Origin of the sequence: Pseudomonas kitaguniensis (assembly GCF_009296165.1) — a bacterium.
GTDB lineage: Bacteria > Pseudomonadota > Gammaproteobacteria > Pseudomonadales > Pseudomonadaceae > Aquipseudomonas > Aquipseudomonas kitaguniensis.
Window position 1 is genome coordinate 34,988 of the sequence record NZ_VUAZ01000065.1, and the last position, 25,426, is coordinate 60,413.

The 25,426-nt window shown below is 59.0% G+C and carries 26 protein-coding genes; 14 read left to right on the plus strand and 12 right to left on the minus strand.

Going from position 1 to position 25,426, the window contains the following annotated elements:
* The 3 genes from nuoC to F0169_RS12250 form a co-directional block, all read right to left on the minus strand.
* Positions 1–1,785 carry an NADH-quinone oxidoreductase subunit C/D gene (nuoC, locus tag F0169_RS12240; protein WP_099239578.1) on the minus strand — a complete coding sequence of 595 codons (1,785 nt, stop codon included), beginning with the start codon at positions 1,783–1,785 and terminating at the stop codon, positions 1–3.
* A gap of 72 nt (positions 1,786–1,857) precedes the next feature.
* Positions 1,858–2,532 (minus strand): NuoB/complex I 20 kDa subunit family protein, encoded by a 675-nt coding sequence (locus F0169_RS12245; protein WP_003174719.1) that lies wholly within the window; start codon positions 2,530–2,532, stop codon positions 1,858–1,860.
* Between the two features lie 10 nt (positions 2,533–2,542).
* Positions 2,543–2,956, minus strand: coding sequence for an NADH-quinone oxidoreductase subunit A (locus F0169_RS12250; RefSeq protein WP_015372409.1), 414 nt, complete (start codon positions 2,954–2,956; stop codon positions 2,543–2,545).
* A 596-nt stretch (positions 2,957–3,552) separates the two neighbouring features.
* Between F0169_RS12250 and F0169_RS12255 the strand changes: the two genes are divergently transcribed.
* The 12 genes from F0169_RS12255 to F0169_RS12310 all read left to right on the plus strand — a co-directional run bounded on the left by F0169_RS12255 (position 3,553) and on the right by F0169_RS12310 (position 14,358).
* Positions 3,553–4,551: an ATP-grasp domain-containing protein gene (locus F0169_RS12255; protein ID WP_172979421.1), complete on the plus strand. Its 999-nt coding sequence runs from the start codon at positions 3,553–3,555 to the stop codon at positions 4,549–4,551.
* Between the two features lie 79 nt (positions 4,552–4,630).
* Positions 4,631–5,770 carry a trypsin-like peptidase domain-containing protein gene (locus F0169_RS12260; protein ID WP_152746673.1) on the plus strand — a complete coding sequence of 380 codons (1,140 nt, stop codon included), beginning with the start codon at positions 4,631–4,633 and terminating at the stop codon, positions 5,768–5,770.
* Positions 5,771–5,840: 70 nt separating this feature from the next.
* Positions 5,841–6,977: a phosphoribosyltransferase domain-containing protein gene (locus F0169_RS12265; protein ID WP_152746674.1), complete on the plus strand. Its 1,137-nt coding sequence runs from the start codon at positions 5,841–5,843 to the stop codon at positions 6,975–6,977.
* Positions 6,967–7,725, plus strand: a complete 759-nt coding sequence (locus F0169_RS12270) for an HAD family hydrolase (RefSeq protein ID WP_152746675.1) — start codon at positions 6,967–6,969, stop codon at positions 7,723–7,725. Before F0169_RS12265 ends, F0169_RS12270 begins: the two co-directional genes overlap by 11 nt.
* Positions 7,718–8,812 (plus strand): cysteine protease StiP family protein, encoded by a 1,095-nt coding sequence (locus F0169_RS12275; protein ID WP_152746676.1) that lies wholly within the window; start codon positions 7,718–7,720, stop codon positions 8,810–8,812. Before F0169_RS12270 ends, F0169_RS12275 begins: the two co-directional genes overlap by 8 nt.
* Positions 8,812–9,762, plus strand: coding sequence for an HpcH/HpaI aldolase/citrate lyase family protein (locus tag F0169_RS12280; RefSeq protein ID WP_152746677.1), 951 nt, complete (start codon positions 8,812–8,814; stop codon positions 9,760–9,762). The genes F0169_RS12275 and F0169_RS12280 overlap by 1 nt, the downstream gene beginning before the upstream one ends.
* Before the next feature lie 58 nt (positions 9,763–9,820).
* Positions 9,821–10,411 carry a TerD family protein gene (locus tag F0169_RS12285; RefSeq protein ID WP_122250095.1) on the plus strand — a complete coding sequence of 197 codons (591 nt, stop codon included), beginning with the start codon at positions 9,821–9,823 and terminating at the stop codon, positions 10,409–10,411.
* Complete coding sequence (locus F0169_RS12290) at positions 10,408–11,583, plus strand: TerD family protein (protein ID WP_152746678.1); 1,176 nt, start codon at positions 10,408–10,410, stop codon at positions 11,581–11,583. The genes F0169_RS12285 and F0169_RS12290 overlap by 4 nt, the downstream gene beginning before the upstream one ends.
* A gap of 63 nt (positions 11,584–11,646) precedes the next feature.
* On the plus strand, positions 11,647–12,096 hold the full coding sequence (locus tag F0169_RS12295; protein WP_058415508.1) for a tellurite resistance TerB family protein: 450 nt from the start codon (positions 11,647–11,649) through the stop codon (positions 12,094–12,096).
* An 11-nt stretch (positions 12,097–12,107) separates the two neighbouring features.
* On the plus strand, positions 12,108–13,142 hold the full coding sequence (locus F0169_RS12300; protein WP_099239558.1) for a TerC/Alx family metal homeostasis membrane protein: 1,035 nt from the start codon (positions 12,108–12,110) through the stop codon (positions 13,140–13,142).
* Positions 13,143–13,174: 32 nt separating this feature from the next.
* Complete coding sequence (locus F0169_RS12305) at positions 13,175–13,750, plus strand: TerD family protein (RefSeq protein ID WP_058415506.1); 576 nt, start codon at positions 13,175–13,177, stop codon at positions 13,748–13,750.
* Positions 13,751–13,779: 29 nt separating this feature from the next.
* Positions 13,780–14,358, plus strand: a complete 579-nt coding sequence (locus F0169_RS12310; RefSeq protein WP_152746679.1) for a TerD family protein — start codon at positions 13,780–13,782, stop codon at positions 14,356–14,358.
* Positions 14,359–14,433: 75 nt separating this feature from the next.
* Here the strand turns inward: F0169_RS12310 and F0169_RS12315 are convergent, their stop codons facing one another.
* The 9 genes from F0169_RS12315 to F0169_RS12355 all read right to left on the minus strand — a co-directional run bounded on the left by F0169_RS12315 (position 14,434) and on the right by F0169_RS12355 (position 23,454).
* Positions 14,434–14,973 carry a DUF1523 family protein gene (locus tag F0169_RS12315; RefSeq protein ID WP_058415504.1) on the minus strand — a complete coding sequence of 180 codons (540 nt, stop codon included), beginning with the start codon at positions 14,971–14,973 and terminating at the stop codon, positions 14,434–14,436.
* 281 nt (positions 14,974–15,254) lie between these two features.
* Positions 15,255–16,580, minus strand: coding sequence for an isocitrate lyase (gene aceA / locus F0169_RS12320; RefSeq protein ID WP_058415503.1), 1,326 nt, complete (start codon positions 16,578–16,580; stop codon positions 15,255–15,257).
* Positions 16,581–17,091: 511 nt separating this feature from the next.
* Positions 17,092–17,829, minus strand: a complete 738-nt coding sequence (locus tag F0169_RS12325; RefSeq protein WP_152746680.1) for a secretin N-terminal domain-containing protein — start codon at positions 17,827–17,829, stop codon at positions 17,092–17,094.
* 213 nt (positions 17,830–18,042) lie between these two features.
* Positions 18,043–18,465 (minus strand): GNAT family N-acetyltransferase, encoded by a 423-nt coding sequence (locus F0169_RS12330; protein ID WP_058415501.1) that lies wholly within the window; start codon positions 18,463–18,465, stop codon positions 18,043–18,045.
* Complete coding sequence (locus tag F0169_RS12335; protein ID WP_058415500.1) at positions 18,458–19,624, minus strand: ribosomal protein uL16 3-hydroxylase; 1,167 nt, start codon at positions 19,622–19,624, stop codon at positions 18,458–18,460. Before F0169_RS12335 ends, F0169_RS12330 begins: the two co-directional genes overlap by 8 nt.
* A gap of 84 nt (positions 19,625–19,708) precedes the next feature.
* Positions 19,709–21,079, minus strand: coding sequence for an adenylosuccinate lyase (gene purB / locus F0169_RS12340; RefSeq protein WP_152746681.1), 1,371 nt, complete (start codon positions 21,077–21,079; stop codon positions 19,709–19,711).
* Between the two features lie 124 nt (positions 21,080–21,203).
* The gene (gene hflD / locus F0169_RS12345; RefSeq protein WP_058415498.1) at positions 21,204–21,827 is read right to left on the minus strand and encodes a high frequency lysogenization protein HflD; all 624 of its coding nucleotides are present in this window, start codon (positions 21,825–21,827) and stop codon (positions 21,204–21,206) included.
* Positions 21,824–22,948: a tRNA 2-thiouridine(34) synthase MnmA gene (gene mnmA, locus F0169_RS12350; RefSeq protein WP_058415497.1), complete on the minus strand. Its 1,125-nt coding sequence runs from the start codon at positions 22,946–22,948 to the stop codon at positions 21,824–21,826. The genes hflD and mnmA overlap by 4 nt, the downstream gene beginning before the upstream one ends.
* 59 nt (positions 22,949–23,007) lie before the next feature.
* Entirely contained in the window at positions 23,008–23,454 is a 447-nt protein-coding gene (locus F0169_RS12355) for an NUDIX hydrolase (protein WP_152746682.1), read from the minus strand.
* Between the two features lie 127 nt (positions 23,455–23,581).
* Here F0169_RS12355 and F0169_RS12360 point away from each other — a divergent pair, with 127 nt between their 5' ends.
* Positions 23,582–24,478 carry a DMT family transporter gene (locus F0169_RS12360; RefSeq protein WP_152746683.1) on the plus strand — a complete coding sequence of 299 codons (897 nt, stop codon included), beginning with the start codon at positions 23,582–23,584 and terminating at the stop codon, positions 24,476–24,478.
* A gap of 72 nt (positions 24,479–24,550) precedes the next feature.
* On the plus strand, positions 24,551–25,423 hold the full coding sequence (locus F0169_RS12365; RefSeq protein ID WP_152746684.1) for a LysR family transcriptional regulator: 873 nt from the start codon (positions 24,551–24,553) through the stop codon (positions 25,421–25,423).
* The last annotated feature ends 3 nt before the right edge of the window (positions 25,424–25,426 follow it).

Genomic DNA, 25,426 nt, shown 5'->3' on the forward strand with positions numbered 1-25,426 from the left:
TTAGCGGTCCACGTCGGCCATAACGAAATCGATACTACCCAGGTACGCAATCAAGTCCGCGACCATTTCACCTTTGATCACCGAAGGGATCTGCTGCAGGTGCGGGAAGCTTGGGGTACGAATCCGGGTGCGGTAGCTCATGGTGCCGCCATCGCTCGTCAGGTAATAACTGTTGATACCCTTGGTCGCTTCAATCATCTGGAAGGATTCGTTGGCCGGCATTACCGGGCCCCACGAAACTTGCAGGAAGTGCGTGATCAGGGTTTCGATGTGCTGCAGCGTGCGCTCTTTCGGCGGCGGCGTGGTCAGTGGGTGATCCGCCTTGTACGGGCCGGCCGGCATGTTGCGCATGCACTGCTCAATGATCTTCAGGCTCTGGCGCATTTCTTCAACGCGCACGATGCAACGGTCATAGGCATCGCCGTTGGCCGCCAGCGGTACTTCGAATTCGAAGTTCTCGTAGCCGGAGTACGGGCGCGCTTTACGCAGGTCGAAATCGCAACCGGTGGAACGCAAGCCGGCACCGGTGACGCCCCATTCCAGTGCCTCTTTGGTGTTGTAGGCCGCGACGCCGATGGTACGGCCCTTGAGAATGCTGTTGTCCAACGCGGCTTTCTGGTACTCGTCCAGACGCTTGGGCATCCAGTCGATGAATTCCTTGACCAGCCGCTCCCAACCGTTCGGCAGGTCGTGGGCCACGCCGCCAATGCGATACCAGGCCGGGTGCAGGCGGAAACCGGTCACCGCTTCGATCACCTTGTAGGCGCGCTGACGGTCGGTGAAGGTAAAAAACACCGGGGTCATGGCGCCGACGTCCTGAATATACGTACCCAGGAACAGCAGGTGGCTGGTGATGCGGAAGAACTCGGCCATCATGATGCGGATGGTGTCGACGCGGTCCGGCACCTTGATACCGGCGAGCTTCTCGACCGAGAGCACGTAGGGCAGGTTGTTCATCACGCCGCCGAGGTAGTCGATACGGTCGGTGTACGGGATGAAACTGTGCCAGGACTGACGCTCGGCCATTTTTTCGGCACCACGGTGGTGGTAACCGACGTCCGGCACGCAGTCGACGATTTCTTCGCCGTCCAGTTGCAGGATGATACGGAACGCACCGTGCGCCGAAGGGTGGTTCGGGCCAAGGTTGAGGAACATGTAGTCCTCGTTGGTGCCGGAACGCTTCATGCCCCAGTCTTCAGGGCGAAAGCGCGCAGCTTCCTCTTCCAGCTGCTGTTTGGCCAGGGTCAGGCTGAACGGGTCGAATTCAGTCGCGCGGGCAGGGAAGTCCTTGCGCAGCGGGTGACCTTCCCAGGTCGGCGGCATCATGATGCGCGACAGGTGCGGGTGGCCCGGGAAGTCGATGCCGAACATGTCCCAGACTTCGCGCTCGTACCAGTTGGCGTTGGGCCAGATGCCGGTCACGGTCGGCACGCTCAGGTCGCTTTCGCTCAGCGCAACCTTGATCATCACGTCGCTGTTACGTTCCAGCGACATCAGGTGGTAGAACACGGTGAAATCGGCGCCGCTCGGCAGCCCTTGGCGCTTGGTGCGCAAGCGCTCGTCCACGCCATGCAGGTCATAGAGCATGACGTACGGCTTGGGCAGGTTGCGCAGGAAGCTCAGTACTTCGACGAGCTTGGCGCGCGCCACCCACAGCACCGGCATACCGGTGCGCGTGGCCTGGGCGGTGAAGGCCTCAGGGCCAAAACGGTGATTGAGTTCGACGACCACATCCTGGTCGTCTGCCTTATAAGGCGGGATGCGTCGAGCACTGCCTGTAGTCATGGTTTTTTATCGCTTTGGGTCAACGTAAAGAATGAAGCCAGGTGTTCGTTCTATATAAGAAGCGGTGCTGGATCAGACTTCGTCGGGGCTGCGCAGGTTGGTGACTGCGATACGCTGTTCGCGGCGCTGTTCCTTTTGCGACGGCATCTCGGCGCGGTACACGCCTTGATCGCCGACAACCCAGGACAACGGGCGACGCTCCTTGCCAATCGATTCCTGCAACAGCATCAAGCCTTGCAAAAATGCTTCAGGGCGGGGCGGGCAGCCAGGCACGTAGACGTCCACGGGCAGGAACTTGTCCACGCCCTGAACCACCGAGTAGATGTCATACATGCCGCCGGAGTTGGCGCACGAACCCATGGAGATAACCCACTTCGGTTCAAGCATTTGCTCGTAGAGGCGCTGAATGATCGGCGCCATCTTGATAAAGCAGGTGCCAGCGATAACCATGAAGTCGGCCTGACGCGGTGATGCCCGGATAACTTCGGCGCCAAAGCGCGCGATGTCGTGGGGCGCCGTGAAGGCAGTGGTCATTTCCACGTAGCAGCATGACAGGCCAAAGTTGTACGGCCACAAGGAGTTTTTACGCCCCCAGTTAACCGCGCCACTCAGCACGTCTTCGAGCTTGCCCATGTAGATGTTTTTGTGGACTTGGTCTTCTAACGGGTCGGAAACGGTTTCCCGTTCGCCGATGGGGTACTGCTCGTTAGGAGCATCCGGGTCGATCCTGGTGAGATTGTATTGCATCGCCAAAGCCTCATTGTTTCAGCTTCGCTTGCCGCTTGCGACGAGCTTCCGGAGCCCAATCAAGGGCGCCCACTCGAAATAGGTAGACAAGGCCTGCCAACAGAATTGCTATGAAAACGAGAGCTTCGACGAATCCGGTCCAGCCGCTTTCGCGGACAGACACAGACCAGGCAAAGAGAAAAAGGGCTTCGATGTCGAAGATCACGAAGAGCATCGCGACCAGATAGAATTTGGCTGAGAGCCGCAAGCGGGCGCCACCTGTGGGCAGCATGCCGGACTCGAACGGTTCATTTTTGCTGCGCCCCCAGGCTTTTGACCCAAGAAGGCTGGAGACACCGAGCATGAAGGCGCAAAGGCCTACAACACCGAGGAGGAAAATGGCAAAGCCCCAGTTGTGGGCGATGAGTCCTGTCGCTTCGGTCATGCTGGAAATCCTTAACAGAGAGCAAAAGCCTCTGAGCTCGAAAAAGTAACGAGGCAGTGACGATATGTCGCACTGCAATCAATCGCGGTGATTTTATGGCTAAACACCGGGCAAGTAAAATTCCGAGAGCGAAATTATTCGATGGAATAAGCACATAGTGCACCTTCTTGGGGCTTTGGCCCATGCGGGGCGGGCGTTAGCGGGTTTTTGAGTAATTAACTTTTGTTTGTTCGACAGCGCAGTTTTCATGTTCTAAATGATAATGAATATTGTTTGCGTGGGTTTTAAACAGCAGGGCGGTGTTTAGCGGGGAAAGTTGTCGTTACTTGCGCGCGTGGTGCAAGTTGGTGAAAACCATCTTTTAAGTGATTTTGCGCAGCGGGGGGCTGCGCTGGATCAATGTTTGGCGAAAAAAGGCCTTGGGCCGCGTGCCCGTTGCACGTTCGCGGCATTGGATACTCGGTGACACGGCGAAACAGGAATTAAGTAGCCTTTTGCATCATGTCCGTTAAGGTGTGGGAAAAATTACCTTCCATTCAGAACTGCTGCCCATACGGTGCCGCAGGTTTCGCCGATGTTCATTGAGGAGCACCCACGTGATCTGGTTTCTTGAAGGTCAATCCAGCCAACGCGAGATTATTATCGGCGCGCGCGAGGCGTTACCGGCGAGTGTGAAGGTGTTCGCGTCTCACCGTCAGGATCGGCCCGAGATCACCGGGCAAGCCGACGTCGCTTTTCAAGAACCGCTGGACCCCGACGAGCGTATCGACTGGGTGCTTGAAACGGCCGTCGAGCAGCGTATTAAAGTCGTCCTCGCGGGGCGCACCGGCAGTCAATACGAAGCCGCACGCAGCCGATTCGAGGCCGCAGGTGTGTGCCTTGTAACCGGCGGCCTGAGCATGGACACCTTTAACAAGGTCGACGATAAAAGCCTGTTCACAACCGAAGCGGAACGCGCTGGCCTGGCCTGCACGCCGGCTATCACCGTGACCAATGCCCAGGAACTGGCGGCGGCCCATGCGCTGCTGTCGAGTCAGGGCGAGGTCTGCATCAAGCCTGTGGTCGGCATTTATGGCCAGGGTTTCTGGCGGTTCAAATCGGCCGCCGACCCGTTCCGCTGTCTGGAAAACCCGGACGCGCGCGAAGTCGACTTTCAAACCTACCTGAGCCTGTACGCGGCTGCCGCAGAGCGCGTGCCCATGCTGGTCATGCCGTACCTGGCCGGCAGCGAGTGTTCGGTGGACATGGTGTGTGAGGCGGGCAAGCCCGTCGCATTTGTGGGCAGGCGAAAGCAGGGCGTGCATCAGACCTTCGAACGCGAGTCCGCCGCCGTGGCGCTGGCGCTCAAGGCCGCGGCGCATTTTCAGTGCGACGGCTTGGTCAACGTGCAAACGCGCGACGATAATGCAGGTGTGCCGCACTTGCTGGAGATCAACCCGCGCTATTCCGGTGGCATCGGCTACACGCGCGCGACCGGGGTAAACCTGCCGGGCATATTCGCCACTCGTCGCTTGGGCCTGCCCGAGCCGATTAGCCGCTGGGTCGAGGGCGTACGCGTCAAGCCGATCACGGTTGCTGTGCTTGCGCCTTCCTGATATGACGGTGCTATGCAAAGGGTGAATGATTGTGGATGTATTGGCATAATCGCCGCCACATCGAACAGGGAAGGTTAGGATGAAGGTGCTTACACCCGGAGCAAACACCGCTATTTCAGGTGTAAACACTGTATGGACACTCAAATCCGGTCACGCCAGCGCCTTCGGTGAATACGCTGCCGTTGCGTTAATCCCGGTCACCGACAAGCGTCTGCCGACGGGCGATGCTGCGTTGTTCCAAATCACTCAGAAGTGGATGGAGTGGAGCGGCGACCCAGCCTGCGTTGGCTGCTCCCTGGATTTGTCGGCGTTGCCTGGCGGCAGTGAAGGGCTGTTGCTGGTGGTGTATACGTTTGCCGCAGCAGGCCCCGTCAGCGAACTCAAGTCATTGCAGCTACAGGTCGACAACCACGTCGAGCTGCACCTGGATTTGCGCAACAACGGCGAATCGGCCATTGTCATCGGGGAGTTTTATAAACGTAACGATCAGTGGAAGTTCCGCGCGCTCGCCGAAGGTTCGGCCTACGGTCTGGCTGCTATGGGCCGGCGCATGGGCATCAGCATCAACGACGCACACCCTGATCGTCGCCCGCATTCAAGTGATTCTGCAAGAAACCGGGATTCTGCCACGGGCACCGGCTTCGCCGTTTCACCCAGTCACGTCATGACCTGCGCGCATGTCATCGAAGGCATGCAGGAACTGCACATCGCTTCTTTTGCCGGCCGCTACCGCGCTGAAGTGGTGGTGGTCGATCAGCGCAACGATATTGCGCTGTTACGTATTCAAGAGTGCCCGCCGCTGTCGCCAGTGCGCTTCAAGGATGGCGCGGGATGCGCGTTGGGCGAATCAGTGATTGCCTTGGGGTTTCCCATGGCGGGCCTCGCCGGTGGCGGTGTTCACGTAACCCAGGGCGGTGTGTCGAGTTTGTTCGGGTTACACAACGACGCCAGTTTGCTGCAATTCACCGCCGCCATTCAGCCAGGTTCCAGTGGCAGCCCGTTGTTTGACAGCAGCGGCGGGGTTATCGCGATGGTCACGTCGACCTTGCCGGACGCGCAAAACATGAATTTTGCGGTCAAGGCGGGCCTGCTGTTGGCCTTCCTCGATGGCTGCCACGTTACCCCGGCCAAATCACCAGCAGGTCGAACGTATTCGACCTCGGACATGGCCCGTGAAGCTCAATCCTCGCTCTGGCGGATCGAAGCCAGAAATCCGTAGAGGCACCCAGTTTGAAGAAGTAGTGAGAGGCGTAGCGCTCACTTAACCGCCTCTTTTAGGAAAATCGTACATGGAATCTGTAGTCATCAAACCCTCCGCCCATCGACTCAGCGCGCAGCTTGTGCGCGGGTTGATGGAAGTTGATGTAGACCAATCCACCTTCGCTCCCGAGTCATTGTTCGGGTTCGCCGAGCGGCGTAATCCCAAGCGCGCGTTCCTGTTTGTCTCGCGGGTGTTGGGCAAGCATATTCCTGTGCGCCCCTCGGCCATGCAGGCGAGCTACGCAAGCCTTGCGGCCAAGATCCCCGCAGACTTGCCCGGGCCGGTGCTGGTGATCGGCATGGCCGAGACCGCAGTGGGCCTCGGCGCCGGCGTGCACCGGGTGTATAGCCAAACCCGCTGTGACACGGTGTATCTGGTGAGCACGCGGCACCCGGTGGGCACCGAGATGTTTGCGCGTTTTGAAGAAGAACACAGCCACGCCAGTGCGCACCTGATTCATCAGCCAACCGACCCGGCTGTCCGCGAAATGATGCAACACGCGCGCTCGCTGGTGCTGGTGGACGATGAAGCGTCAACCGGCAAGACGTTCATCAACCTGCACCGCGCGCTGATAGACGCCGGGCTGAGCAAGGTAGAACGGGTGGTCACGTGCGTGCTCACCGATTGGTCGCAAGGCGCCGTGCGCAAGGTGCTTGGCGAGACGGCCGACGAGGTGTCGCTGCTGCAGGGCAGCTACCGCTTCCTTGAAGACGTGAATGCACCGCTGCCGCACATGCCCGATGTGGCGGCCGTTGCGGTCGGCGACTGGCCGATTGATCCGCGTAACGACTGGGGCCGTTTGGGCGTGCGTCATGTGGCTGACACGCTTGCGCCGGATATTCAGGTCAAGCCGGGCGAGCGGATTCTGGTGGTCGGCACTGGCGAGTTCGTGTGGCGCCCGTTCCTGTTGGCCGAGCGCCTGGAGCGGGCCGGGGCAGACGTGCATTTCAGCTCCACCACGCGCTCGCCAATCGCCTTGGGCCACGAGATCGGCCACGCACTGTCGTTTTCCGACAACTATGGCCTGGGTATTCCCAATTTTCTTTACAACGTGCGGCCAGGCCAGTTCGAGCGGGTGTTGATTTGTAGCGAAACACCTGCCGAAGCGGTTGCGCACGCGTTAATAGATGCATTGCACGCAGAGGTCATCGTCGATGAGCAGTAAGCGCCCCCTGATACTCATCGACCTGGATGACACCTTGTTCCAGACCGCGCGCAAAATGCCTGAAGGCAGCGCCCGGCATACGGCGACGGTGGATGTCGACGGGCAACCCAACGGCTACATGAGTGCGGTGCAAAAAACCTTCGTGGAATGGCTGCTGGCGTCGGCCGATGTAGTGCCGGTGACCGCGCGCAGCGTTGAAGCCTACAGCCGCGTGAAACTGCCGTTTGTGGCGGGCGCGGTGTGTTCCCACGGTGGCGTGATTCTGCAGCCCGACGGCACGCTTGACCCCGCTTGGCACGCGCAGATGACCGACGTGCTCGCCGCCTACCAGGCTCGTCTGCCCGCGCTCAGCGCAGCCACCTTGGCCATCGGCGAAGAGCTCGGTGTTTCGTTGCGTGGTTGGGTGGTCGAAGAGCAGGGCTTGCTTAACTATGTGGTGACCAAGCACAACGAGTCTGACGACTCGGTGCTGCAAAAAGTGCTCGCAGAAGTTCAGGCGCGGGGCCTGTTGGAAGGTTTTCATATTCACGGCAACGGCAACAACCTGGCGTTTCTGCCCAACGGCCTGGCCAAGCGCCACGCGGTGCAGGCGCTACTGCGTCGAGACCGCGACGTTAATGGCGAACGCCCGGTGTTGGGCTTTGGTGACAGTGTCACCGACCTCGGCTTTATGAATGAGTGCAACTTTTGGGCGACCCCGGCCCATAGCCAGTTGGCTAAAGTGGTGGAGGCGATGATCCATGCGTGAAGCCTTCGCCCATTTGAACACCGTCGGTAGCGGTAGCTACCAGGCCGACGACGTGCTTTTTCTGTTGCAACCCGTCGAGATCGAAGTGACGGAGGTGCATGAGAAAGAGCGTCTGATCCAGACCCGACAAAAACATTACTCGGAGATGATCAGCCAAGAGTCGGCACCGACCCAGGTTCACAAAACCCTCTACGCGCAAGCCATGCAGCAGAACGCGGCCAGAATGGCCCGCGACGTTCAGTGCCTGGCGCTTGCTTTGGACCAGGCCTGCAGCGGCCCTTCGATTGCGCTGGTGTCTTTTGTGCGTGCGGGCTTGCCGCTCGGTGTGCTGTTGCGCCGTGCGCTGGTTGACCTGGGGCGTGATGCCCATCATTACGGCATCAGTATCGTGCGTGATCGCGGCATCGACATGATTGCGCTGCAGGCGGTCATCGCTGCCCACGGCGCCGAAAATATTGTGTTTGTGGACGGCTGGACCGGCAAGGGCGCCATCGCCGGCGAGATCCAGCGCAGCCTCAAGGGCGACGCGCGGTTTCCCGAGCAGCCGCGTTTGGTCGTACTGGCGGACCCGTGCGGGCGCGCCTGGCTGGCGGCGTCGGCCGAAGACTGGGTTATCCCGTCGGGCATTCTTGGCGCCACGGTGTCTGGTCTGGTCTCGCGCTCCATCTGGCCTGCCGAGGGCGGGTTGCATGGTTGCGTGGTCTACGACCACCTGCAGGAACACGACGTAACCCGCGATTTTGTCAGCCAGATCGACGCCATTCGCCAGGCCTTGCCGGCGGTAGTTGCGGCCAAGCCATGGACGCCGGCGCAACGTGCTGAGTTGCAGGCGGCGGCGCTGCAGGTGATCGAGGTGATTGCCGCGCGTTTTGAGATTACCAATTTGAACCGGGTTAAGCCCGGTATCGCCGAGGCCACACGGGCCGTATTGCGCCGTGTGCCGGACCACGTACTGGTGCGCGACCTGAGTGACCCGGACGTGCAGTTGCTGATGCACTTGACCGAACGCGCAGGCGTGACGGTTGAGGCGGTGGGCGCAGCGCTTGGCCCTTACCGTGCAGTGACGGTCATCCGGAGTTTGAGCTGATGCCTGAAATATCGCCCTACGCCCTCGGCGCCACGCTCTACATGCCCGCCACCCGCGAGGACATCCTCGATGTGGTGTTGGGTAAAAAACTGCCGCAACTGCGCTCGATGGTGGTGTGCCTTGAGGACGCGGTGGCTGAAATCGATGTCGACACCGCGTTGCGCAACCTGCACCGCTTACTGAGCGCCATCGAGCAGCAGGGCGGGCGGGCGGAAGACGGCCCGATGCTGTTCGTGCGACCGCGTGACTCGCAGATGGCCGCCGTGCTGAACGACTGGCCGCTGATGGCGCATGTCGACGGTTTTGTCGTGCCCAAGTTGAGCCTGTCCAACCTGCGTGCCTGGGAGTCGGCGGTTACCAACCCGCAGATTCTATTGATGCCGACCCTGGAAACCCGCGAAGTCTTCAACCCTCAGGCGATGGTCGAACTGGGCCAGGCGCTGTGCCAGAACCTGTTTTCGCGCATCCTCGCGCTGCGCATCGGCGGCAATGACTTGCTCGGTTGCCTGGGTTTACGGCGTAACCCGGCCATGACGCTGTACAACACGCCCATGGGGTATGTGATCCCGATGCTGGCCGGCGTCATGGGTTCGCAGGGGTTTGCACTGACTGCGCCGGTATTCGAGCAGTTGGCAACACCGCACCTGTTGCTGGAAGAGTTGGGCCTGGATATTGCCCACGGTCTGGTGGGTAAAACCGCGATTCATCCAAGCCAGATCAACGCCATTCAGGACAGCTTGCGCGTCAGTCTTGAGGATTTAAATTGTGCCAAATTAATGCTGAATGAGATTGCGCCCGCTGTTTTCAAACACAATGACGCAATGTGCGAACCAGCGACCCACCTTAAGTGGGCAACCAATATTCTCGAGCGTGCCAAGTGGCACGGTGTCCGGCACGCCGAGACCAGCCATACCGATCAATCGATTCGCCTCGCTGAGGCGGCCGGATGACCGCGCAACTGCGCGTGTCGGTCCTACCCGAAAACCACGATCAACAAGGAGTGTACCAATGGCCCTGACTCTGACTAAAAACCAAACAATCTCGCTGGAAAAAACCGCGGGCGGTGGTGGCCTGACCAAGATCAGCCTTGGCTTGGGCTGGGACCCGGAGAAAGCCGGGTTCCTGGGGCGATTGATGGGCAACAGCGGTGAAATCGACCTGGACGCTTCCTGCATCCTGTTTGATGCAGACCTGCAACCGATCGACTTGGTGTGGTTTCGCCAATTGGAATCGCGCGACGGTTCGATCAAGCACTCCGGCGACAACCGTACCGGCGAAGGCGATGGCGACGACGAAACCATCAACGTTGACCTGCAACGCCTGCCGGCCACGGTTAAATCGTTGGTGTTTACGGTGAACAGTTTCACCGGGCAAAACTTCGAAAAAATTGCCAACGCCTATTGCCGCATCGTCAATTCGACCACTAAAACCGAACTGGCGCGATTCAATCTTTCCGAAAAGGGCAGCCACACCGGTGTGGTCATGGCGAGCCTGGTGCGCGGCAATGACGGCTGGGAGTTCAAGGCGATCGGTCAAGTGACCAAGGGGCGTACCGCTGATGACCTGGTCAACCTCGCCGTTCAGGCCGTGCGCTCATGACGACCTTGGGGCCAGGTGCTAACGCGCCCGTCACCAGCGCTCAGGTGCAGGTCACTATCAGCTACTCGGCGATTGCCGATGCTGACATCGACGTGTCGGCGTTTGTGCTGGGGGCTTCCGGTAAAGTGCGTGGCGACACCGACATGTGTTTCTACGGGCAGACCAATGTACTCGCCGGCGCGGTGCAAATGACCGAGTCCTCGGCGGGCCGTGCGGTGTTCACGCTTGACCTGTCACGCCTTGAGGCGGTGGTGGAAAAAGTCGCGTTGACCGCCACCATTTACGAGAACAAGGCCCGTTTCGAGCGTGTGTCTCAACTTGCGCTGACCATCACCGGCGGTATCGAGGCGCAGATACCCACCGCTGGCATGCGGGAAACCGCGCTGATCCTCGGCGAGTTTTATCGTCGCCAGGGCGAGTGGAAATTCCGCTGTGTGGCCCAAGGGTTTGCCGGTGGCCTGGAGCCGCTGGCCAAGCACTTTGGTGTTGAAGTGGCGGCGCCTGCACCGGTCGCAACGCCTGCACCGGCAGCAGCGCCTGTGCCCGCACCTGCAGCGGCGCCGAAATCTTCGGTCAGCCTGAGCAAAATCACGCTGGACAAGACTCGCTCGTCGATCAGCCTGGAAAAAACGTCAGAGGGCTTTGGCGAAATCAAAGTCAACCTGAACTGGAACAAAGGCAAAGGCGGCGGCGGTTTCTTCTCGCGCAACACCTCGATCGACCTGGATGTCGGCTGCCTTTACGAGTTGCAGGACGGCTCCAAGGGCGTCGTGCAGGCGCTGGGCAACTGCTTTGGCGAACTGGATTACGACCCTTACATTCAACTCAAAGGTGACGACCGTACCGGTGCCGTCAGCGATGGCGAATGGCTGCATATCAACGGTAAACACTGGGGTGAAATTCGCCGGGTACTGGTGTTCGCCTTCATTTACGAAGGCGCGCCGAACTGGCGCGAGACCGATGGCGTTGTGACCATCCACATTCCCGGTCAGCCGCCGATTGAAGTTCGCTTGAATGAAGAGGGCGGTCGCTTGGGCATGTGTGCAATTGCTTTGCTGGAAAACGTCGGTGGCAGCGTCAAGGTCAGCCGACGTGTGGACTTCCACAAAGGCCATTCACCGATGGACAAGGCCTACGGCTGGGGCATGCGCTGGGCGGCAGGTTCCAAATAAACCTATTTTAAACGTGCGGTTGAATATGGCGGGCCACACCGGCCCGCCTTTGAGGTGAACGACATGTTGTCATGGCTGAAAACGAATGCGGCGCTGGCCCGCGAGAAATTGACCACCGAGGTGGCCAAGTTCAAAAACAGAGAGTTCATGGAGGCCGTCGCCAACAGTTGCGCAATGGTCGCGGCGGCCGATGGTGAAGTCTCTTCGGCCGAAAAAACCAAGATGGCAGGTTTCATCAGCAACTCGCCCGAACTGAAAGTGTTCAACTTGACCGACGTCATCAACGTGTTCAATGACGCGTGTGCCAAGTTCGAGTTCGACTTTCAGATCGGTCAGGCCGAAGCCCTGAAAAACATCAACAAAATTAAAGGCAAGGACGGCGCCGGGCGTTTGCTCGTGCGTGTCGCCTGCGCCATTGGCGCGTCGGACGGTAATTTCGACGACAAAGAAAAAGCCGTTTGCCGTTTGATTTGTCTCGAGCTGGGCCTTCCCCCAGCTGACTTTGAACTCTAAGGAACATTACTGTGGAAGTTAGCCACCTGGGTTTCCCCCCGCTGACCATCGCCGTGTTTGTAGCACTGGCGATTGGTGCAATGGTTCTCGACATGTTTACCCACCGTGGTGACCAGCCCATCAGCCTGGCGCGTGCCTCGGCCTGGTCGGTGTTCTGGATCCTCATCTCGTTCGGCTTTGCAGGGTTCCTGTACGTCGAGCACGGTTCTGAAGTTGCGACGCTGTTCATCACCGGTTACGCCCTTGAAAAAGTGCTGAGTGTGGACAACCTGTTCGTGTTCATGGCGATCTTCGCCTGGTTCAAGGTGCCTAATGGCCTGCGTCACCGCGTGCTGTACTGGGGCATCATCGGCGCCATCGTATTCCGCCTGATCTTCGTTGCCATCGGTACCGGCCTGTTGGCACTGGGGCCTTGGGTCGAAGTGGTGTTTGCGTTGGTGGTTGCCTGGACCGCTGTGATGATGCTTAGAAGCGGTGGCGACGACGAGGAAGAAGAAGATTACTCCCAACACATGGCCTACCGTTTCGCCAAGAAACTGTTCCCGGTGTGGCCGAAATTGCACGGCCATGACTTCTTCGTGCGTCGCAAGACCCTGGAAGCCGAGCTGACCAAGCCAGAAAACGCAGGCATGTCGCTGGCCGCCAAAGGTGGTTTGTTCGCGACCCCGCTGTTCCTCTGCCTGGTGGTGATGGAAGTTTCCGACGTGCTGTTTGCGTTTGACTCTGTTCCGGCCGTGATCGCAGTCAGCCGCGAGCCATTGATCGTGTTCTCGGCAATGCTCTTCGCGATTCTGGGTCTGCGGACCATGTACTTTGTGCTGGAAGCCTTGAAACGCTATCTGGTCCACCTGGAAAAAGCCGTCATCGCACTGCTGTTCTTCATTGCCGTAAAACTTGGCTTGAATGCGACCGACCACATCTTCCATCACGGCTACAACATTGATCCGAACACCAGTTTGATCATCGTTATGGTTGTTCTGGCCATCGGTATTTTTGCCAGCGTGCTCTTCCCTCAAAAAGAAGAAGCCGAAACCGATAAATCGTAACCTCAAATAGTGACTCACAAGGAGTTGTACTCATGGCACTGACCCTTCAAAAAGGCGGCAACCTGTCTCTTTCGAAGACCGACCCGACACTGACCAAGATCCTTATCGGTCTGGGCTGGGATCCTCGCGCGACTGACGGTACTGAGTTTGACTTGGACGCCAGCGCGTTCCTGCTGGGTGCCAACGGCAAAGTGCGTGGCGATGCCGACTTTATTTTCTACAACCAGCTCAAAAGCGCTGACGGTTCCATCGAGCACACCGGCGACAACCGCACCGGTGCCGGCGATGGCGATGATGAAGTGCTGAAAATCGACCTGAGCCGTGTGCCTGCGGACATCGACCGCGTCGCCTTCACCGTGACCATTCACGATGCTGACGCACGCAAGCAGAATTTCGGCCAAGTGGGTGGTTCGTTCATCCGTGTCGTCAACGAAGTCAGCGGCGCTGAAATTGTTCGTTACGACCTCGCAGAAGATGCGTCGACCGAAACCGCGATGATCTTCGCCGAACTGTACCGTAACAACGGCGAGTGGAAATTCCGTGCTGTGGGTTCGGGTTTTGCCGGCGGCCTCAAGGCATTGGCCAACTCGTATGGCATGAACTTCTAACCCCTACGTCCAGAACAAGGAAACTGATCATGGCTGTAAGTCTTTCCAAAGGCGGCAACGTCTCACTGTCCAAAGAAGCTCCAGGGCTGACTGAAGTAGTCGTAGGCCTGGGCTGGGACCCACGTGTTACCGACGGCACCGAGTTTGACCTCGACGCCTCGGTGTTCATCGTGGGTGAAAACGGCAAAGTGCTCGACGACAACAGCTTCATTTTCTACAACAACAAAAAGTCGGCTGACGGCTCCGTCGAGCACATGGGCGATAACCGCTCCGGTGCCGGCGAAGGCGACGATGAGCAAGTGACTGTAAAGCTCACTTCGCTGGCCCCGCAGGTGAAAAAGCTGGTATTTGCGGTAACCATTCACGATGCCGAAGCGCGTAAACAGACCTTCGGTCAGGTTTCCAACAGCTTCATTCGTGTCGTCAACAAGGCTGACGGCAAAGAGCTGGCACGTTTTGACCTGAGCAAAGACGCCTCCACCGAGACCGCGATGGTGTTCGGTGAGCTGTATCGCAGCGGCGAAGAGTTCAAGTTCAAGGCGATCGGCCAAGGCTTTGCAGGTGGCTTGAAGCCGCTGGCTGAAGCACACGGCGTCAGCATCGGCTAACCCATCGGGTTAAAAAAAGCCCCGTCTTTCGAGCGGGGCTTTTTCATGTGCGCGTTTTATAAACTCATGCTTGGCTCAATGTGCGACGGTCTGATGCCGCCGCTTCAGGCGACGTTTGACCAACACCACCGCCACAATAACCACCAGCGCGATGACGCCGAGGAACAGCGTATTGAACCAGGGGAAAGGTTCTTCACGGCTGTTGGTGGCCTCAATGTCGGTGATGTTCGGGAACACCGAGAGTATCTTGATGCGCCACCCGTAGTACCGCACGAGCGCCAATTGCTCGGCATTACGCGAGTAACCCTGGGCCTTGGCCTGGATGTCGGCAGAATCGAACTTGAAGTACCAGGGGAACGACCAGCCGGTGTCCTCATTGCGATACACCATCACGTCTTTGGAATCCGGGTGTTCGGTGTTGATGAAGTAAACGTCGCGAGTCGGACCGTCCGCCGGGTTCTCGGCATTGATCACGCCATCCTGATCGACACGTTTAACCTCACCTCCGGTGATCAGCACCACCTCGTGTTGCGGGAGGATGTAGAAAAGCCCCAGCGCGCCAGCGCTGACAACAAGCAGCACAGCACCCAGAATTACGCCTTTGAGCAACTTCATACCTGCACTCCATTTTATCAGGCGCCAATTTTGCCCGTTTCTTTGTAATAGGGCATGTTTAGTTGTTACCCAACGCCCGTGCGGCAGGGTCAACAACGCGCCCCATCTGCACGGCCTGCTGTGGTTTGACGGGGCTAGCAGCCTGTCGGATAAAACTGTTGCAAAAAAAAAACGCCCCAAACCAGTTGGGGCGTCAGATCGTGCGGCACTGCGGTCAGCTCTTTAACGGGCCCGCAATGGCCGTTTACTCATCTGCGTACTCGCAGGTAGTCAAGCATTACTCAGTGAAACTGTTCTTCTTCGGTCGAACCGGTCAGTGCGGTAACGGACGAGCTGCCGCCCTGAATCACGGTGGTCATGTCGTCGAAGTAGCCGGTGCCCACTTCCTGCTGGTGCGCCACAAAGGTGTAACCCTTGGCCGAATCGGCGAATTCCTGCTCTTGCAGCTTCACGTAGGCGGTCATGTCGTTGCGGGCGTAGTCGTGCGCCAGGTTGAACATGCTGTGCCACATATTGTGGATGCCGGCCAAGGTGATGAACTGGTGCTTGTAGCCCATCGCCGAGAGTTCGCGCTGGAACTTGGCAATGGTCGCGTCGTCGAGGTTCTTCTTCCAGTTGAAAGACGGCGAGCAGTTGTAGGACAGCAGTTGGTCCGGGTATTCCTTTTTGATTGCTTCGGCAAAACGACGCGCTTCGTCGAGGTCCGGCTTGGCGGTTTCGCACCAGATCAGGTCGGCGTACGGTGCATAGGCCAGGCCGCGGGAGATGGCCTGGTCGAGACCTGCGCGTACTTTATAGAAGCCTTCTTTGGTGCGTTCGCCGGTCACAAACGACTGGTCGTACGGGTCGCAGTCCGATGTCAGCAAGTCAGCCGCGTTGGCATCGGTACGCGCCAGAATGATGGTCGGCGTGCCGGCCACGTCAGCGGCCAGGCGAGCAGCGGTCAGCTTCTGCACCGCTTCCTGAGTCGGCACGAGCACTTTGCCGCCCATGTGACCGCATTTTTTCACCGAGGCCAGTTGGTCTTCAAAGTGAACGCCGGCAGCACCGGCCTCGATCATGCTTTTCATCAGTTCATAGGCGTTCAATACGCCACCAAAACCGGCTTCGGCGTCGGCCACGATTGGCGCGAAGTAGTCGATGTAGCCTTCGTCGCCCGGGCCTTTACCGGCTTTCCATTGGATCTGGTCGGCACGCCGGAACGCGTTGTTGATGCGCTTGACCACCGTAGGTACGGAGTCCACCGGGTACAGCGATTGGTCGGGGTACATGGACTCGGCGGAGTTGTTGTCCGCCGCCACTTGCCAGCCGGACAGGTAAATCGCCTGGATACCGGCTTTAACCTGTTGCACTGCCTGGCCGCCGGTCAAGGCGCCCATGCAGTTGACGAAATCTTTATCGGGGCGGAAGGAAGGCTTGGCACCCTGGGTCACCAGGTTCCACAGCTTATCGGCGCCGAGTTTTGCAAAGGTGTGCTCAGGTTGAACCGAGCCACGCAGGCGGACGACGTCAGCAGCGGAATAAGCGCGGGTCACGCCTTTCCAGCGTGGGTTTTCAGCCCAGTCTTTTTCTAGGGCTGCAATTTGCTGTTCGCGTGTCAGTGCCATGGGGAAAAACCTCGTCGCGTCTTTTGTGGAAAAAACTACTGGGTTGAAAATTCCGTTTGCCGGCCACGTATTCAGTGCGTGGCAATGGCGGCTCGCTGACCAGAAGCTTGGGCGGTCAAGTCGGGTTTGGCGGGGGTGGCGACGGGATGAACGATAGGCTCAAGGGGCGGCTTTGAGCAGGTAAGGGCGAACTGCGGACGGTCTTCGGGCGTCGTGGGCCTCTGTACGATCCATCAGTGTGTGGCCGGGTTACCTGGTTAGCTTCCGTCCCTCGGGACAACTTCGTTCCAGTCGCAACCAACGTCAAACACACCTTGTGGGCGGTACAGACACGAATCGGCTCAGGTGGGTAGTTTAGAGCGACGATCCGAGAGCCCTTGCCAGGGCCCCTGATTAGCGGGAGCGAGGCCATCATGCACAGGCTTTTTTGGATCGTCAAATGTTTTGTAGTGCTTTTTTTAAAGCACTACATCTTTAGTCTTATACGACTCGGCGGTCAGTTTTTGGCGCTTCAGTTCACGCTGTCGACCTTGACCCGCAACGTCAGGTCATCACGGCCCTGAGTAGAGTAGCTGCGGGTTGTAGAGGTTTTATCGGCTTGGGTCTCGCGGTTGATGCCGGCCAGCGGGATCCATTCGCCCAAGCGGCCACTGACGGTTGTGTCGGTACTTTGAACGTTCACTACATCGGGACGTTCCTGGCTCATGCGGTCACGGTTAGTACTGATAGCCAGGTGTACGGTTTCACCGGTGACGCTGGCGGTGACGTAAAAACCCTGAGTAACGTTGCGGTACTGCGTCTGGTTTTGCGGGCGGCCGTACGCGTCTGGCTGGGTGGTGGTCAATGGCACACTTTGGCCGACCTGGATCAGCGCGGGCACACCTTCGCTGGCCTGGATCTGTTGCACGCCGCCGTCGCGGCTGGTGGTGCCGTAGCTGATGATGCGGGTCTGGCTGTCGCCGCTGCTTTGCTGATTATTTTCGTTGGTGTCGACGGTTATCAGCAGGCGCCTCGCGGGCGTGTCCAACTGTGAGAGCAGGGCGCGCAAGCCCTGGATTTTGCCGGGGTCGGCATTCACGATCAGTTGGTTGCCGTAGGCGCTGACGGTGCCGTCCTTGCCGATGAAGTTCTGCGCGACCGGCAGCAGGTCGGCGCTGGTGCGGTTACTCAGGTCCAGCACTTGTGTGTCGGCGAGTGCCGAGCAACTGGCGGTCAGGAGGAGTGCGGTGAGCAGGGTGCGTAGGGACATGGCCGTTATCTCTGCGAGTCATTTAGGCGTGATAGTGCCAGTTTGTCGGCCTGGCAGGTCGCAAGTTGAATCTTAGACGGCAAAATGCCCTGACAGGGCAGGGCATTTTGGGTGTCGCTGAAATAGCCATCGGGAGCAAGCCCCCTCCCACAGTTGCAATGCATTCCCCTGTGGGAGCTGGCTTGCCTGCGATGGCCGCGCCAAGGTCTTGGATCAGCCCCCGCGCACCATATCCACATGCGGAATCCCGACCTCAAGAAACTCATCGCTGACGATCTTGAAGCCCAGCCGCTCATAAAACGGCGCAGCGTAGACCTGCGCGCTGAGGAACTGCTTGGTCTGGCCGCGTTTCTCGGCCATGCCCATCACGGTTTCCATCAGCTTGTCGCCGACCTTCAGCCCGCGCCAGTCCTTGAGCACCGACACGCGGCCGATTTCGCCGCTGGGCAGCAGGCGAGCGGTACCAATCGGAAAGTCGCCTTCGAACGCAAGAAAATGCACCGCGTCGGCGTCGTCCGCATCCCACTCCAGCTCCGGTGGCACCGATTGTTCAGCGATAAATACCGCTTCACGAATGCGCCGAATCTCAGCGATGTCCTTATGCCAGTCCGCGACACGTACGTGAATTTTATTCATCGGCAAATCCCAGGCTGCCCTGCTTGACCAGTTCGCACAGCAGGTTGCAGCCATCTTCGTCTTTGAGCCATTCGCCGAGGTTATCGCTGTGCAGCGCATCGGCCGAACACACCAGTTTCAACAACTCGCGCAGTTTGCCCGGCAGATAACGGCTCTGGCCACTGGCGAACAGCAACACGTCGTCGTCGACTTCCGACCAGGCCATGCGCGCGCTTGGGTTGCGCACCAGGATCGCGCCGCCTTCCAGGCTGTTGATGAAGTCTTCTTCGCCCAGTTCTTCGCCCGCCACCAGTTCCGGGTAGCGCGGCTCGGTCATGAACTGGCCGAACCAGGTCAGCAGCATGCGCTCGTCGCTCATGTGCTCGGCCAGCAGGCTTTTCAAGCGGCCAAGCGCATCGGCCTGAATCTGGTGCGGGTCGCTGACCGGCTGGGCGTCGGCGTCGGTGTAACGCTCTTCGTCCGTCAGGTATTGGCTGAGGAAGTCGGTGAAATGCGTCAGCACTTCGGCGGCGCTCGGTGCACGGAAACCCACCGAGTAGGTCATGCAGTCATCTTCGGCGATACCGAAGTGTGCCAGGCGCGGCGGCAGGTAAAGCATGTCGCCCGGTTCCAGTACCCATTCTTCGCTTTGTTCGAATTCAGCGAGGATGCGCAGGTCGGCGTGTTGCAGCAGCGGGCTTTCGGAGCTGCACATCTGGCCGATTTTCCAGGTGCGCTTGCCTTGCGCTTGCAGCAGGAACACGTCGTAGTTGTCGAAGTGCGGGCCGACGCTGCCACCGGGGGCGGCGAAGCTGATCATCACGTCGTCGATGCGCCAGCTTGGCAGGAAGCGGAAGTGTTCGAGCAACTCGGCAACTTCCGGCACAAACTGGTCGACCGCCTGCACCAGCAGGGTCCACTCGCGCTCGGGCAAGGTGCTGAAGGCGTCTTCGGCGAACGGGCCGCGGCGCAGTTCCCAAGGGCGCTCGCCGTGCTCGATCACCAGGCGCGATTCGACTTCTTCTTCCAGGGCCAGGCCGGCCAATTCGTCGGCGTCGATCGGGCTTTCGAAATCAGTAATGGCCTGACGGATCAGCAGGGGTTTTTTCTGCCAGTAGTCGCGCAGGAATTCCCGTGCCGTGATGCCGCCCAGAAGTTGAAGAGGGATGTCAGGATTCATGTGTAACCTATTGAAAGAAAGCACTTTTCAGACTGGAATAAAAACGCCCGGCGCGGCCGGGCGTCTCAAGAGGGCTTACGCTAATCAGATGCGCTTGGCTTGGGCCACCGCGTTGCCGATGTAGTTGGCCGGGGTGAGCAGTTTCAGCTCGGCCTTGGCAGCGGCTGGCATGTCCAGCCCATCAATGAAAGTTTGCAGCGCTTCGGGGCTGATGCCCTTGCCGCGCGTCAACTCTTTGAGCTTTTCGTACGGGTTTTCGATGTTGTAGCGGCGCATGACGGTCTGGATCGGCTCAGCCAATACTTCCCAGCACGCATCCAGGTCAGCGGCGATTTTTTGCGCGTTGAGCTCAAGCTTGCTGATGCCTTTGAGGCTGGCTTCGTACGCGATCACGCTGTGAGCGAAGCCCACGCCGAGGTTGCGCAGCACGGTGGAGTCGGTCAGGTCGCGCTGCCAGCGCGAGATCGGCAATTTGCTGGCCAGGTGCTGGAACAGCGCGTTGGCGATGCCGAGGTTGCCTTCGGAGTTTTCGAAGTCAATCGGGTTGACCTTGTGCGGCATGGTCGACGAACCGATTTCACCGGCAATCGTGCGCTGCTTGAAGTAGCCCAGCGAGATGTAGCCCCAGATGTCGCGGTCGAAGTCGATCAGGATGGTGTTGAAGCGCGCAATCGCGTCGAACAGCTCGGCAATGTAATCGTGCGGTTCGATCTGCGTGGTGTACGGGTTGAAGCCCAGGCCCAGCTCGTCTTCGATGAAGGCGCGGGCGTTTTCTTCCCAGTCGATTTCCGGGTAGGCCGAGAGGTGTGCGTTGTAGTTGCCCACGGCGCCGTTGATTTTGCCCAGCAGCGGCACAGCGGCGACTTGAGCGATTTGGCGCTCCAGGCGGTACACCACGTTCGCCAGCTCTTTGCCCAGCGTGGTCGGCGAGGCCGGTTGGCCGTGGGTGCGCGACAGCATCGGCACGTCGGCGAAACGGATCGCCAGCTCGCGGATGGCTTCGGCGGTCTGGCGCATCAGCGGCAGCATTACGTCATCACGGCCTTCACGCAGCATCAGCGCGTGGGACAGGTTGTTGATGTCCTCGCTGGTGCAGGCAAAGTGGATGAACTCGCTGACCTGGGTCAGTTCCGGCAACTTGGCCGCTTGCTCTTTGAGCAGGTACTCGATGGCTTTGACGTCGTGGTTGGTGGTGCGCTCGATCTCTTTCACACGCTCGGCGTGCTCCAGCGAGAAGTTTTCCGCCAGGGTGTTCAATACAGCGTTGGCTTCGGCGGAAAACGCCGGCACTTCGCTGATGGCGGAATGCGCGGCGAGGCGCTGGAGCCAGCGCACTTCAACCAGAACACGAGCACGGATCAGGCCGTATTCACTGAAAATAGGGCGCAGGGCCTGGGTTTTGCCGGCGTAGCGGCCGTCAACAGGGGAAACCGCAGTGAGCGAAGAGAGCTGCATGGGGTGTTCTCGGACAGTCGGGCAACGAAATGGGGCGCGTATCATACATGAAAAATCCGCCGGCCCGTTGCCAACTGACCGGCGTATTACGCGTAACGGCTTGAAAATGGCCTGTTGCTGCGACTTATTCGTTGCGCATCAACGGGTAAAGCTCTTTGAGCAATTTGCGCCGGCTGATCACCAACTGCCAACGATGGCCGCCCAACTGCCGCCACAACCGCGCCGAACGAATACCGGCCAGGAGCAGCGCGCGGATTTTAGAGGCGTTGTTTGGTTGCTGCAGGTTGCGCATGTCGCCGTGCACCTGAATGCGCTGGCGCAAGGTGCTCAAGGTGTCCTGGTACAGCGCGCCAGTGGCGGCGATCACGTTTTCGTGAGCCGGCCCGAAGTGTTCAACCTGCGACTGAATCTGCGGCAGGCGTTTGCCGATAGTGTCGAGCATGTCCTCGCGCTTGGCCAGTTGGCGCTCAAGGCCGAGCATCGACAGGGCGTAGCGCAGCGGCTCACGCTGCAACGTGCTTGGGTCGCGCTCCAGCGCACCGATCAGCGCGCGGTAACCCTCACGCAGCGCCAAGTCATCACCGCCGTACACCTCAAGGGTGTCCTTGGGGTCGCGTATCAACAGGCTGCCGAGCATGCAGGTCAGGCCTGCCTCGGTGACCTGGCCGGTCTTGGCGATCTTGTCCACCAGCACGGCGGCAAGGAACACCCCGCCGAGTGCGGTCAGTTGCTCTTGGGTCGGGCTCATGCCTGACGGCTCCAGGGCTCGGCGACTTCAATCACGCCACCGCCCAGGCAAATTTCGCCGTCGTAGAACACCACGGATTGGCCCGGCGTGACTGCGCGTTGCGGGTCATCAAAGGTCGCGCGATAACCACTGGCGGTTTTTTCCAGGGTGCACGGCTGATCGCTCTGGCGATAGCGTACTTTGGCGGTCAGCCGGCGCGGTGTGCTCAAATCGACCGGGTTGACCCAGTAGATGTCCGAAGCGAGCAGGGCGCCGGAGAACAGCCAAGGGTGTTCATTGCCCTGGCCAACGATCAGCTCGTTGTGTTCCAGGTCCTTGACCAGCACGTACCACGGCTCTTCACCGGCATCTTTCAGCCCGCCGATGCCCAACCCCTGACGCTGGCCGATGGTGTGGTACATCAGGCCGTGATGGCGGCCGATGACCTCGCCTTCGGTGGTTTTGATTTCGCCCGGTTGTGCCGGCAGGTATTGCTTGAGGAAATCGCTGAAGCGGCGCTCGCCGATAAAGCAGATACCGGTGGAATCCTTTTTCTTGGCCGTGGCCAGGCCATGTTTCTCGGCAATCTTGCGCACTTCGGGTTTTTCCAGCTCGCCCACCGGGAACAGGGTCTTGGCGATCTGTTCGCCGCCGACGGCGTGCAGGAAGTAGCTCTGGTCTTTGTTCGCGTCAAGGCCCTTGAGCAGTTCGGTGCGGCCCTCAATGTCGCGGCGGCGCACGTAGTGGCCAGTGGCGATCAGGTCTGCGCCCAAAATCATGGCGTAGTCGAGGAACGCCTTGAACTTGATCTCGCGGTTACACAGGATGTCCGGGTTCGGCGTACGGCCGGCCTTGTATTCGGCCAGGAAGTGCTCGAACACGTTGTCCCAGTACTCAGCGGCAAAGTTGGCGGTGTGCAGCTTGATGCCGATCTTGTCGCAAACGGCCTGAGCGTCCGCCAGGTCGTCCATCGCGGTGCAATATTCCGTTCCATCGTCTTCTTCCCAGTTCTTCATGAACAGGCCTTCCACCTCATAACCCTGCTCCATGAGCAGAACGGCGGAAACGGAAGAATCCACGCCGCCGGACATGCCGACGATGACGCGCTTCTTTTGTGTGTCAGAAGGGGCTGGATCACGCATAAGGTTTCAACGGGTGTCTTTAAAAAGGACGCGATTCTAGCAGGCTCGCGCCCGCAAGGCTAAAGAGAAGGGCGGATCAATTCGAGACTGTGGCGCTGACCCGCCAGATAATCATCGATACAGCGGATGATCAGCTCGCTGCGCCAGTCGTCGCGCACCGCCATCAGTTCGTCCCGCGTCAGCCAGCGGGCGCGGATGATGCCCTCGTCCAACTGATAGTCAGGGTGGTGTTTCAGGGCCTTGGCGATGAAACACACCCGTTGATAGGTCGCGCCATTGCTCGGCGCGGTGTACAGGTAAATCCCGAGAATGGCGGTGGCTTCGACGTCCCAGCCGGTTTCTTCGAGGGTCTCGCGCACGGCGGCCTCGGTCAGGGTTTCATTCGGGTCCAAGTGGCCGGCGGGCTGGTTGAGCACCGCGCGGCCGCCCTTGAGCTCTTCGACCATCAGGAAGCGGCCATTGTCTTCGACGACGGTGGCGACGGTGATGTGGGGTTGCCAGGTCATGGGGAGCTCTCGATTGAAGGTGTGTGCATAAGCAAACGGCATGTCAAATCTGACATTTTGTGATTTTACCCTGGCGTAGCTGTAGCGCAGTTTACCTCTCCAGAACACTTGCCACTGGAGAAATGACATGAGTCCGATTGCCCACAAAAGCTACGAGGTACGTCTTACATCGCCGCTGCCTATTGCCTTCATCTTGCTGTGGAGTTCCGGGTACATCGGCGGCGCATTTGGTGTTCGCTATGGCGAACCCTTCACCATGACGTTCTACCGCTTTGCCTTGGCTGCTTTGATTTTCCTGGGGGTAGCGCTCGCCATCAAGGCCGAGTGGCCGAAACGGCTCGCGCCCTACCTGCATGCGGCAGCAGTGGGGTTGCTCTTGCAGGCTCTGCAGTTTGGCGGGCTTTACACCGGCATCAGCCAGGGCGTTCCCGCAGGGCAGGCCGCTCTGATCGTCGGGTTGATGCCGGTGTTTGTAGTGATCGGAGCCTATTTCTGTTTAGGCGAGCAATTGCGTTGGCGTGACCTTCCGGGCTCGATTCTAGGTGTGGGTGGCGTTGCCATTGTTGTGGCCAGCAGCTTCTTCGGCTCCGAGGCGTCAATGGGCGGCTATGGCGCGGTAGGCCTGGCGCTGGTGGGTATCACGCTCGGAACGCTCTATCAGAAACGCTTTCTGGGTGGCGTGAGCCTGTGGGTGGGCTGTTTCATTCAAATGGTTACCGCGTCGCTGGTCATGTTGGTGCTGGCTTACACCACCGAAACCATGCAAGTGACCGAGTGGGTGCCATTCGCAGCGTCAGTGGCCTGGATCACGTTAATGAACTCCGTGGGGGCGCTGACGTTGCTGTATCTGATGATTCGGCGAGGTGAAGCGAGTAAGGCAACCAACTTGTTTCATGTTATTCCTGCGGTGACGCAGATCATGGCGTCGTTGGTGTTGGGTGAAGTGCCAAGTGTAATAGCGATAGTGGGGTTTATTGTTTCGGGCGTTGGTGTGTATTTGATGAATCATTCGCGGGCAAAGTAGGAGGTCTTGACAGATATAGCTGGCGTCTTGCACTAATGCTTGGGCGCATTTATCCATTCGCATTGGTGTGTCATGAGAGTCAATCTTGATATTCAGTCGCTGCGTAGTTTCCTGAAAGTCGCAGAGCTTGGCAGTTTCACTCGGGCCGCACAGGTGCTGAGCCTTACGCAGCCAGCGATCAGTCAACAGATTCGGCGGCTGGAGGATTTGCTGGGTGTCGAGCTTTTCGCTCGCGACAACCGCCAAGTGTTGCTCACGCTTGAAGGGGAGCGCCTGACCGGCTATGCGCAGCAGTTAGTCAGCGTCAACGATAAGGTGGGGGTTTTATTTGATGTGAGTCGCACTCAAGAGTCGGTAACGCTGGGCATTCCCGAATACTTTTGCGAGGAAATCCTGCAGCGCGTCATTCCTGTGGTCGCTCTTGAACTGCCTTCAGTGCGTATTGTGGTCAAGGTGGCGCGTTCCGCGTTGCTCGCGGAAGCATTCAATGATGGGCTGGTTGATGTTGGCTTGATGATTGGCGAGTTGCCGAGAGTTGCGGGCGTACCTTTGCATGCACTTTCGCTAAAGTGGCTGGGCGGCGAGCTTGCGGTTGCCCCTTTTGACGGTGAGGAAGTTGCGCTGGCCTTGTTCAAGGCGCCTTGCGTGTTCAGGAGTTTGGCAATTCGGCGTTTGGAGGAAAGTGGCATCAGGTGGCGCTGCGTGTATGAGTCGGAAGATTTGATGTCGTTGCGTTCAGCGGTCCAGGCAGGGGTGGGCGTAACGCTCCTGCCGTGGTTGGCCGAAGTTCCGGGGTTGAAAAATATAGAGGTGCTCGCGCATCTGCCAGTGCTTCCGGAGTTTGCTGTCGAACTCAAGCATAGGGCGGGCTGGGAGCCATGGTACAAGTCGCAGTTGCTCACGATTATCGAGGCGGCTTGGCGCAATGAGTACGGCGTTGCATAAACA

What these genes read in the sequence shown, in the direction of transcription:
- F0169_RS12285 (WP_122250095.1), top strand. Translation starts at nt 9,821, where the DNA reads ATGGCCCTGACTCTGACTAAAAACCAAACAATCTCGCTGGAAAAAACC.
- F0169_RS12245 (WP_003174719.1), bottom strand. Translation starts at nt 2,532, where the DNA reads ATGCAATACAATCTCACCAGGATCGACCCGGATGCTCCTAACGAGCAG.
- F0169_RS12305 (WP_058415506.1), top strand. Translation starts at nt 13,175, where the DNA reads ATGGCACTGACCCTTCAAAAAGGCGGCAACCTGTCTCTTTCGAAGACC.
- F0169_RS12250 (WP_015372409.1), bottom strand. Translation starts at nt 2,956, where the DNA reads ATGACCGAAGCGACAGGACTCATCGCCCACAACTGGGGCTTTGCCATT.
- aceA (WP_058415503.1), bottom strand. Translation starts at nt 16,580, where the DNA reads ATGGCACTGACACGCGAACAGCAAATTGCAGCCCTAGAAAAAGACTGG.
- nuoC (WP_099239578.1), bottom strand. Translation starts at nt 1,785, where the DNA reads ATGACTACAGGCAGTGCTCGACGCATCCCGCCTTATAAGGCAGACGAC.
- F0169_RS12270 (WP_152746675.1), top strand. Translation starts at nt 6,967, where the DNA reads ATGAGCAGTAAGCGCCCCCTGATACTCATCGACCTGGATGACACCTTG.
- F0169_RS12295 (WP_058415508.1), top strand. Translation starts at nt 11,647, where the DNA reads ATGTTGTCATGGCTGAAAACGAATGCGGCGCTGGCCCGCGAGAAATTG.
- hflD (WP_058415498.1), bottom strand. Translation starts at nt 21,827, where the DNA reads ATGAGCCCGACCCAAGAGCAACTGACCGCACTCGGCGGGGTGTTCCTT.
- F0169_RS12310 (WP_152746679.1), top strand. Translation starts at nt 13,780, where the DNA reads ATGGCTGTAAGTCTTTCCAAAGGCGGCAACGTCTCACTGTCCAAAGAA.
- F0169_RS12280 (WP_152746677.1), top strand. Translation starts at nt 8,812, where the DNA reads ATGCCTGAAATATCGCCCTACGCCCTCGGCGCCACGCTCTACATGCCC.
- F0169_RS12365 (WP_152746684.1), top strand. Translation starts at nt 24,551, where the DNA reads ATGAGAGTCAATCTTGATATTCAGTCGCTGCGTAGTTTCCTGAAAGTC.
- F0169_RS12315 (WP_058415504.1), bottom strand. Translation starts at nt 14,973, where the DNA reads ATGAAGTTGCTCAAAGGCGTAATTCTGGGTGCTGTGCTGCTTGTTGTC.
- F0169_RS12330 (WP_058415501.1), bottom strand. Translation starts at nt 18,465, where the DNA reads ATGAATAAAATTCACGTACGTGTCGCGGACTGGCATAAGGACATCGCT.
- F0169_RS12325 (WP_152746680.1), bottom strand. Translation starts at nt 17,829, where the DNA reads ATGTCCCTACGCACCCTGCTCACCGCACTCCTCCTGACCGCCAGTTGC.
- F0169_RS12335 (WP_058415500.1), bottom strand. Translation starts at nt 19,624, where the DNA reads ATGAATCCTGACATCCCTCTTCAACTTCTGGGCGGCATCACGGCACGG.
- F0169_RS12360 (WP_152746683.1), top strand. Translation starts at nt 23,582, where the DNA reads ATGAGTCCGATTGCCCACAAAAGCTACGAGGTACGTCTTACATCGCCG.
- F0169_RS12275 (WP_152746676.1), top strand. Translation starts at nt 7,718, where the DNA reads ATGCGTGAAGCCTTCGCCCATTTGAACACCGTCGGTAGCGGTAGCTAC.
- F0169_RS12265 (WP_152746674.1), top strand. Translation starts at nt 5,841, where the DNA reads ATGGAATCTGTAGTCATCAAACCCTCCGCCCATCGACTCAGCGCGCAG.
- purB (WP_152746681.1), bottom strand. Translation starts at nt 21,079, where the DNA reads ATGCAGCTCTCTTCGCTCACTGCGGTTTCCCCTGTTGACGGCCGCTAC.
- F0169_RS12260 (WP_152746673.1), top strand. Translation starts at nt 4,631, where the DNA reads ATGAAGGTGCTTACACCCGGAGCAAACACCGCTATTTCAGGTGTAAAC.
- mnmA (WP_058415497.1), bottom strand. Translation starts at nt 22,948, where the DNA reads ATGCGTGATCCAGCCCCTTCTGACACACAAAAGAAGCGCGTCATCGTC.
- F0169_RS12355 (WP_152746682.1), bottom strand. Translation starts at nt 23,454, where the DNA reads ATGACCTGGCAACCCCACATCACCGTCGCCACCGTCGTCGAAGACAAT.
- F0169_RS12290 (WP_152746678.1), top strand. Translation starts at nt 10,408, where the DNA reads ATGACGACCTTGGGGCCAGGTGCTAACGCGCCCGTCACCAGCGCTCAG.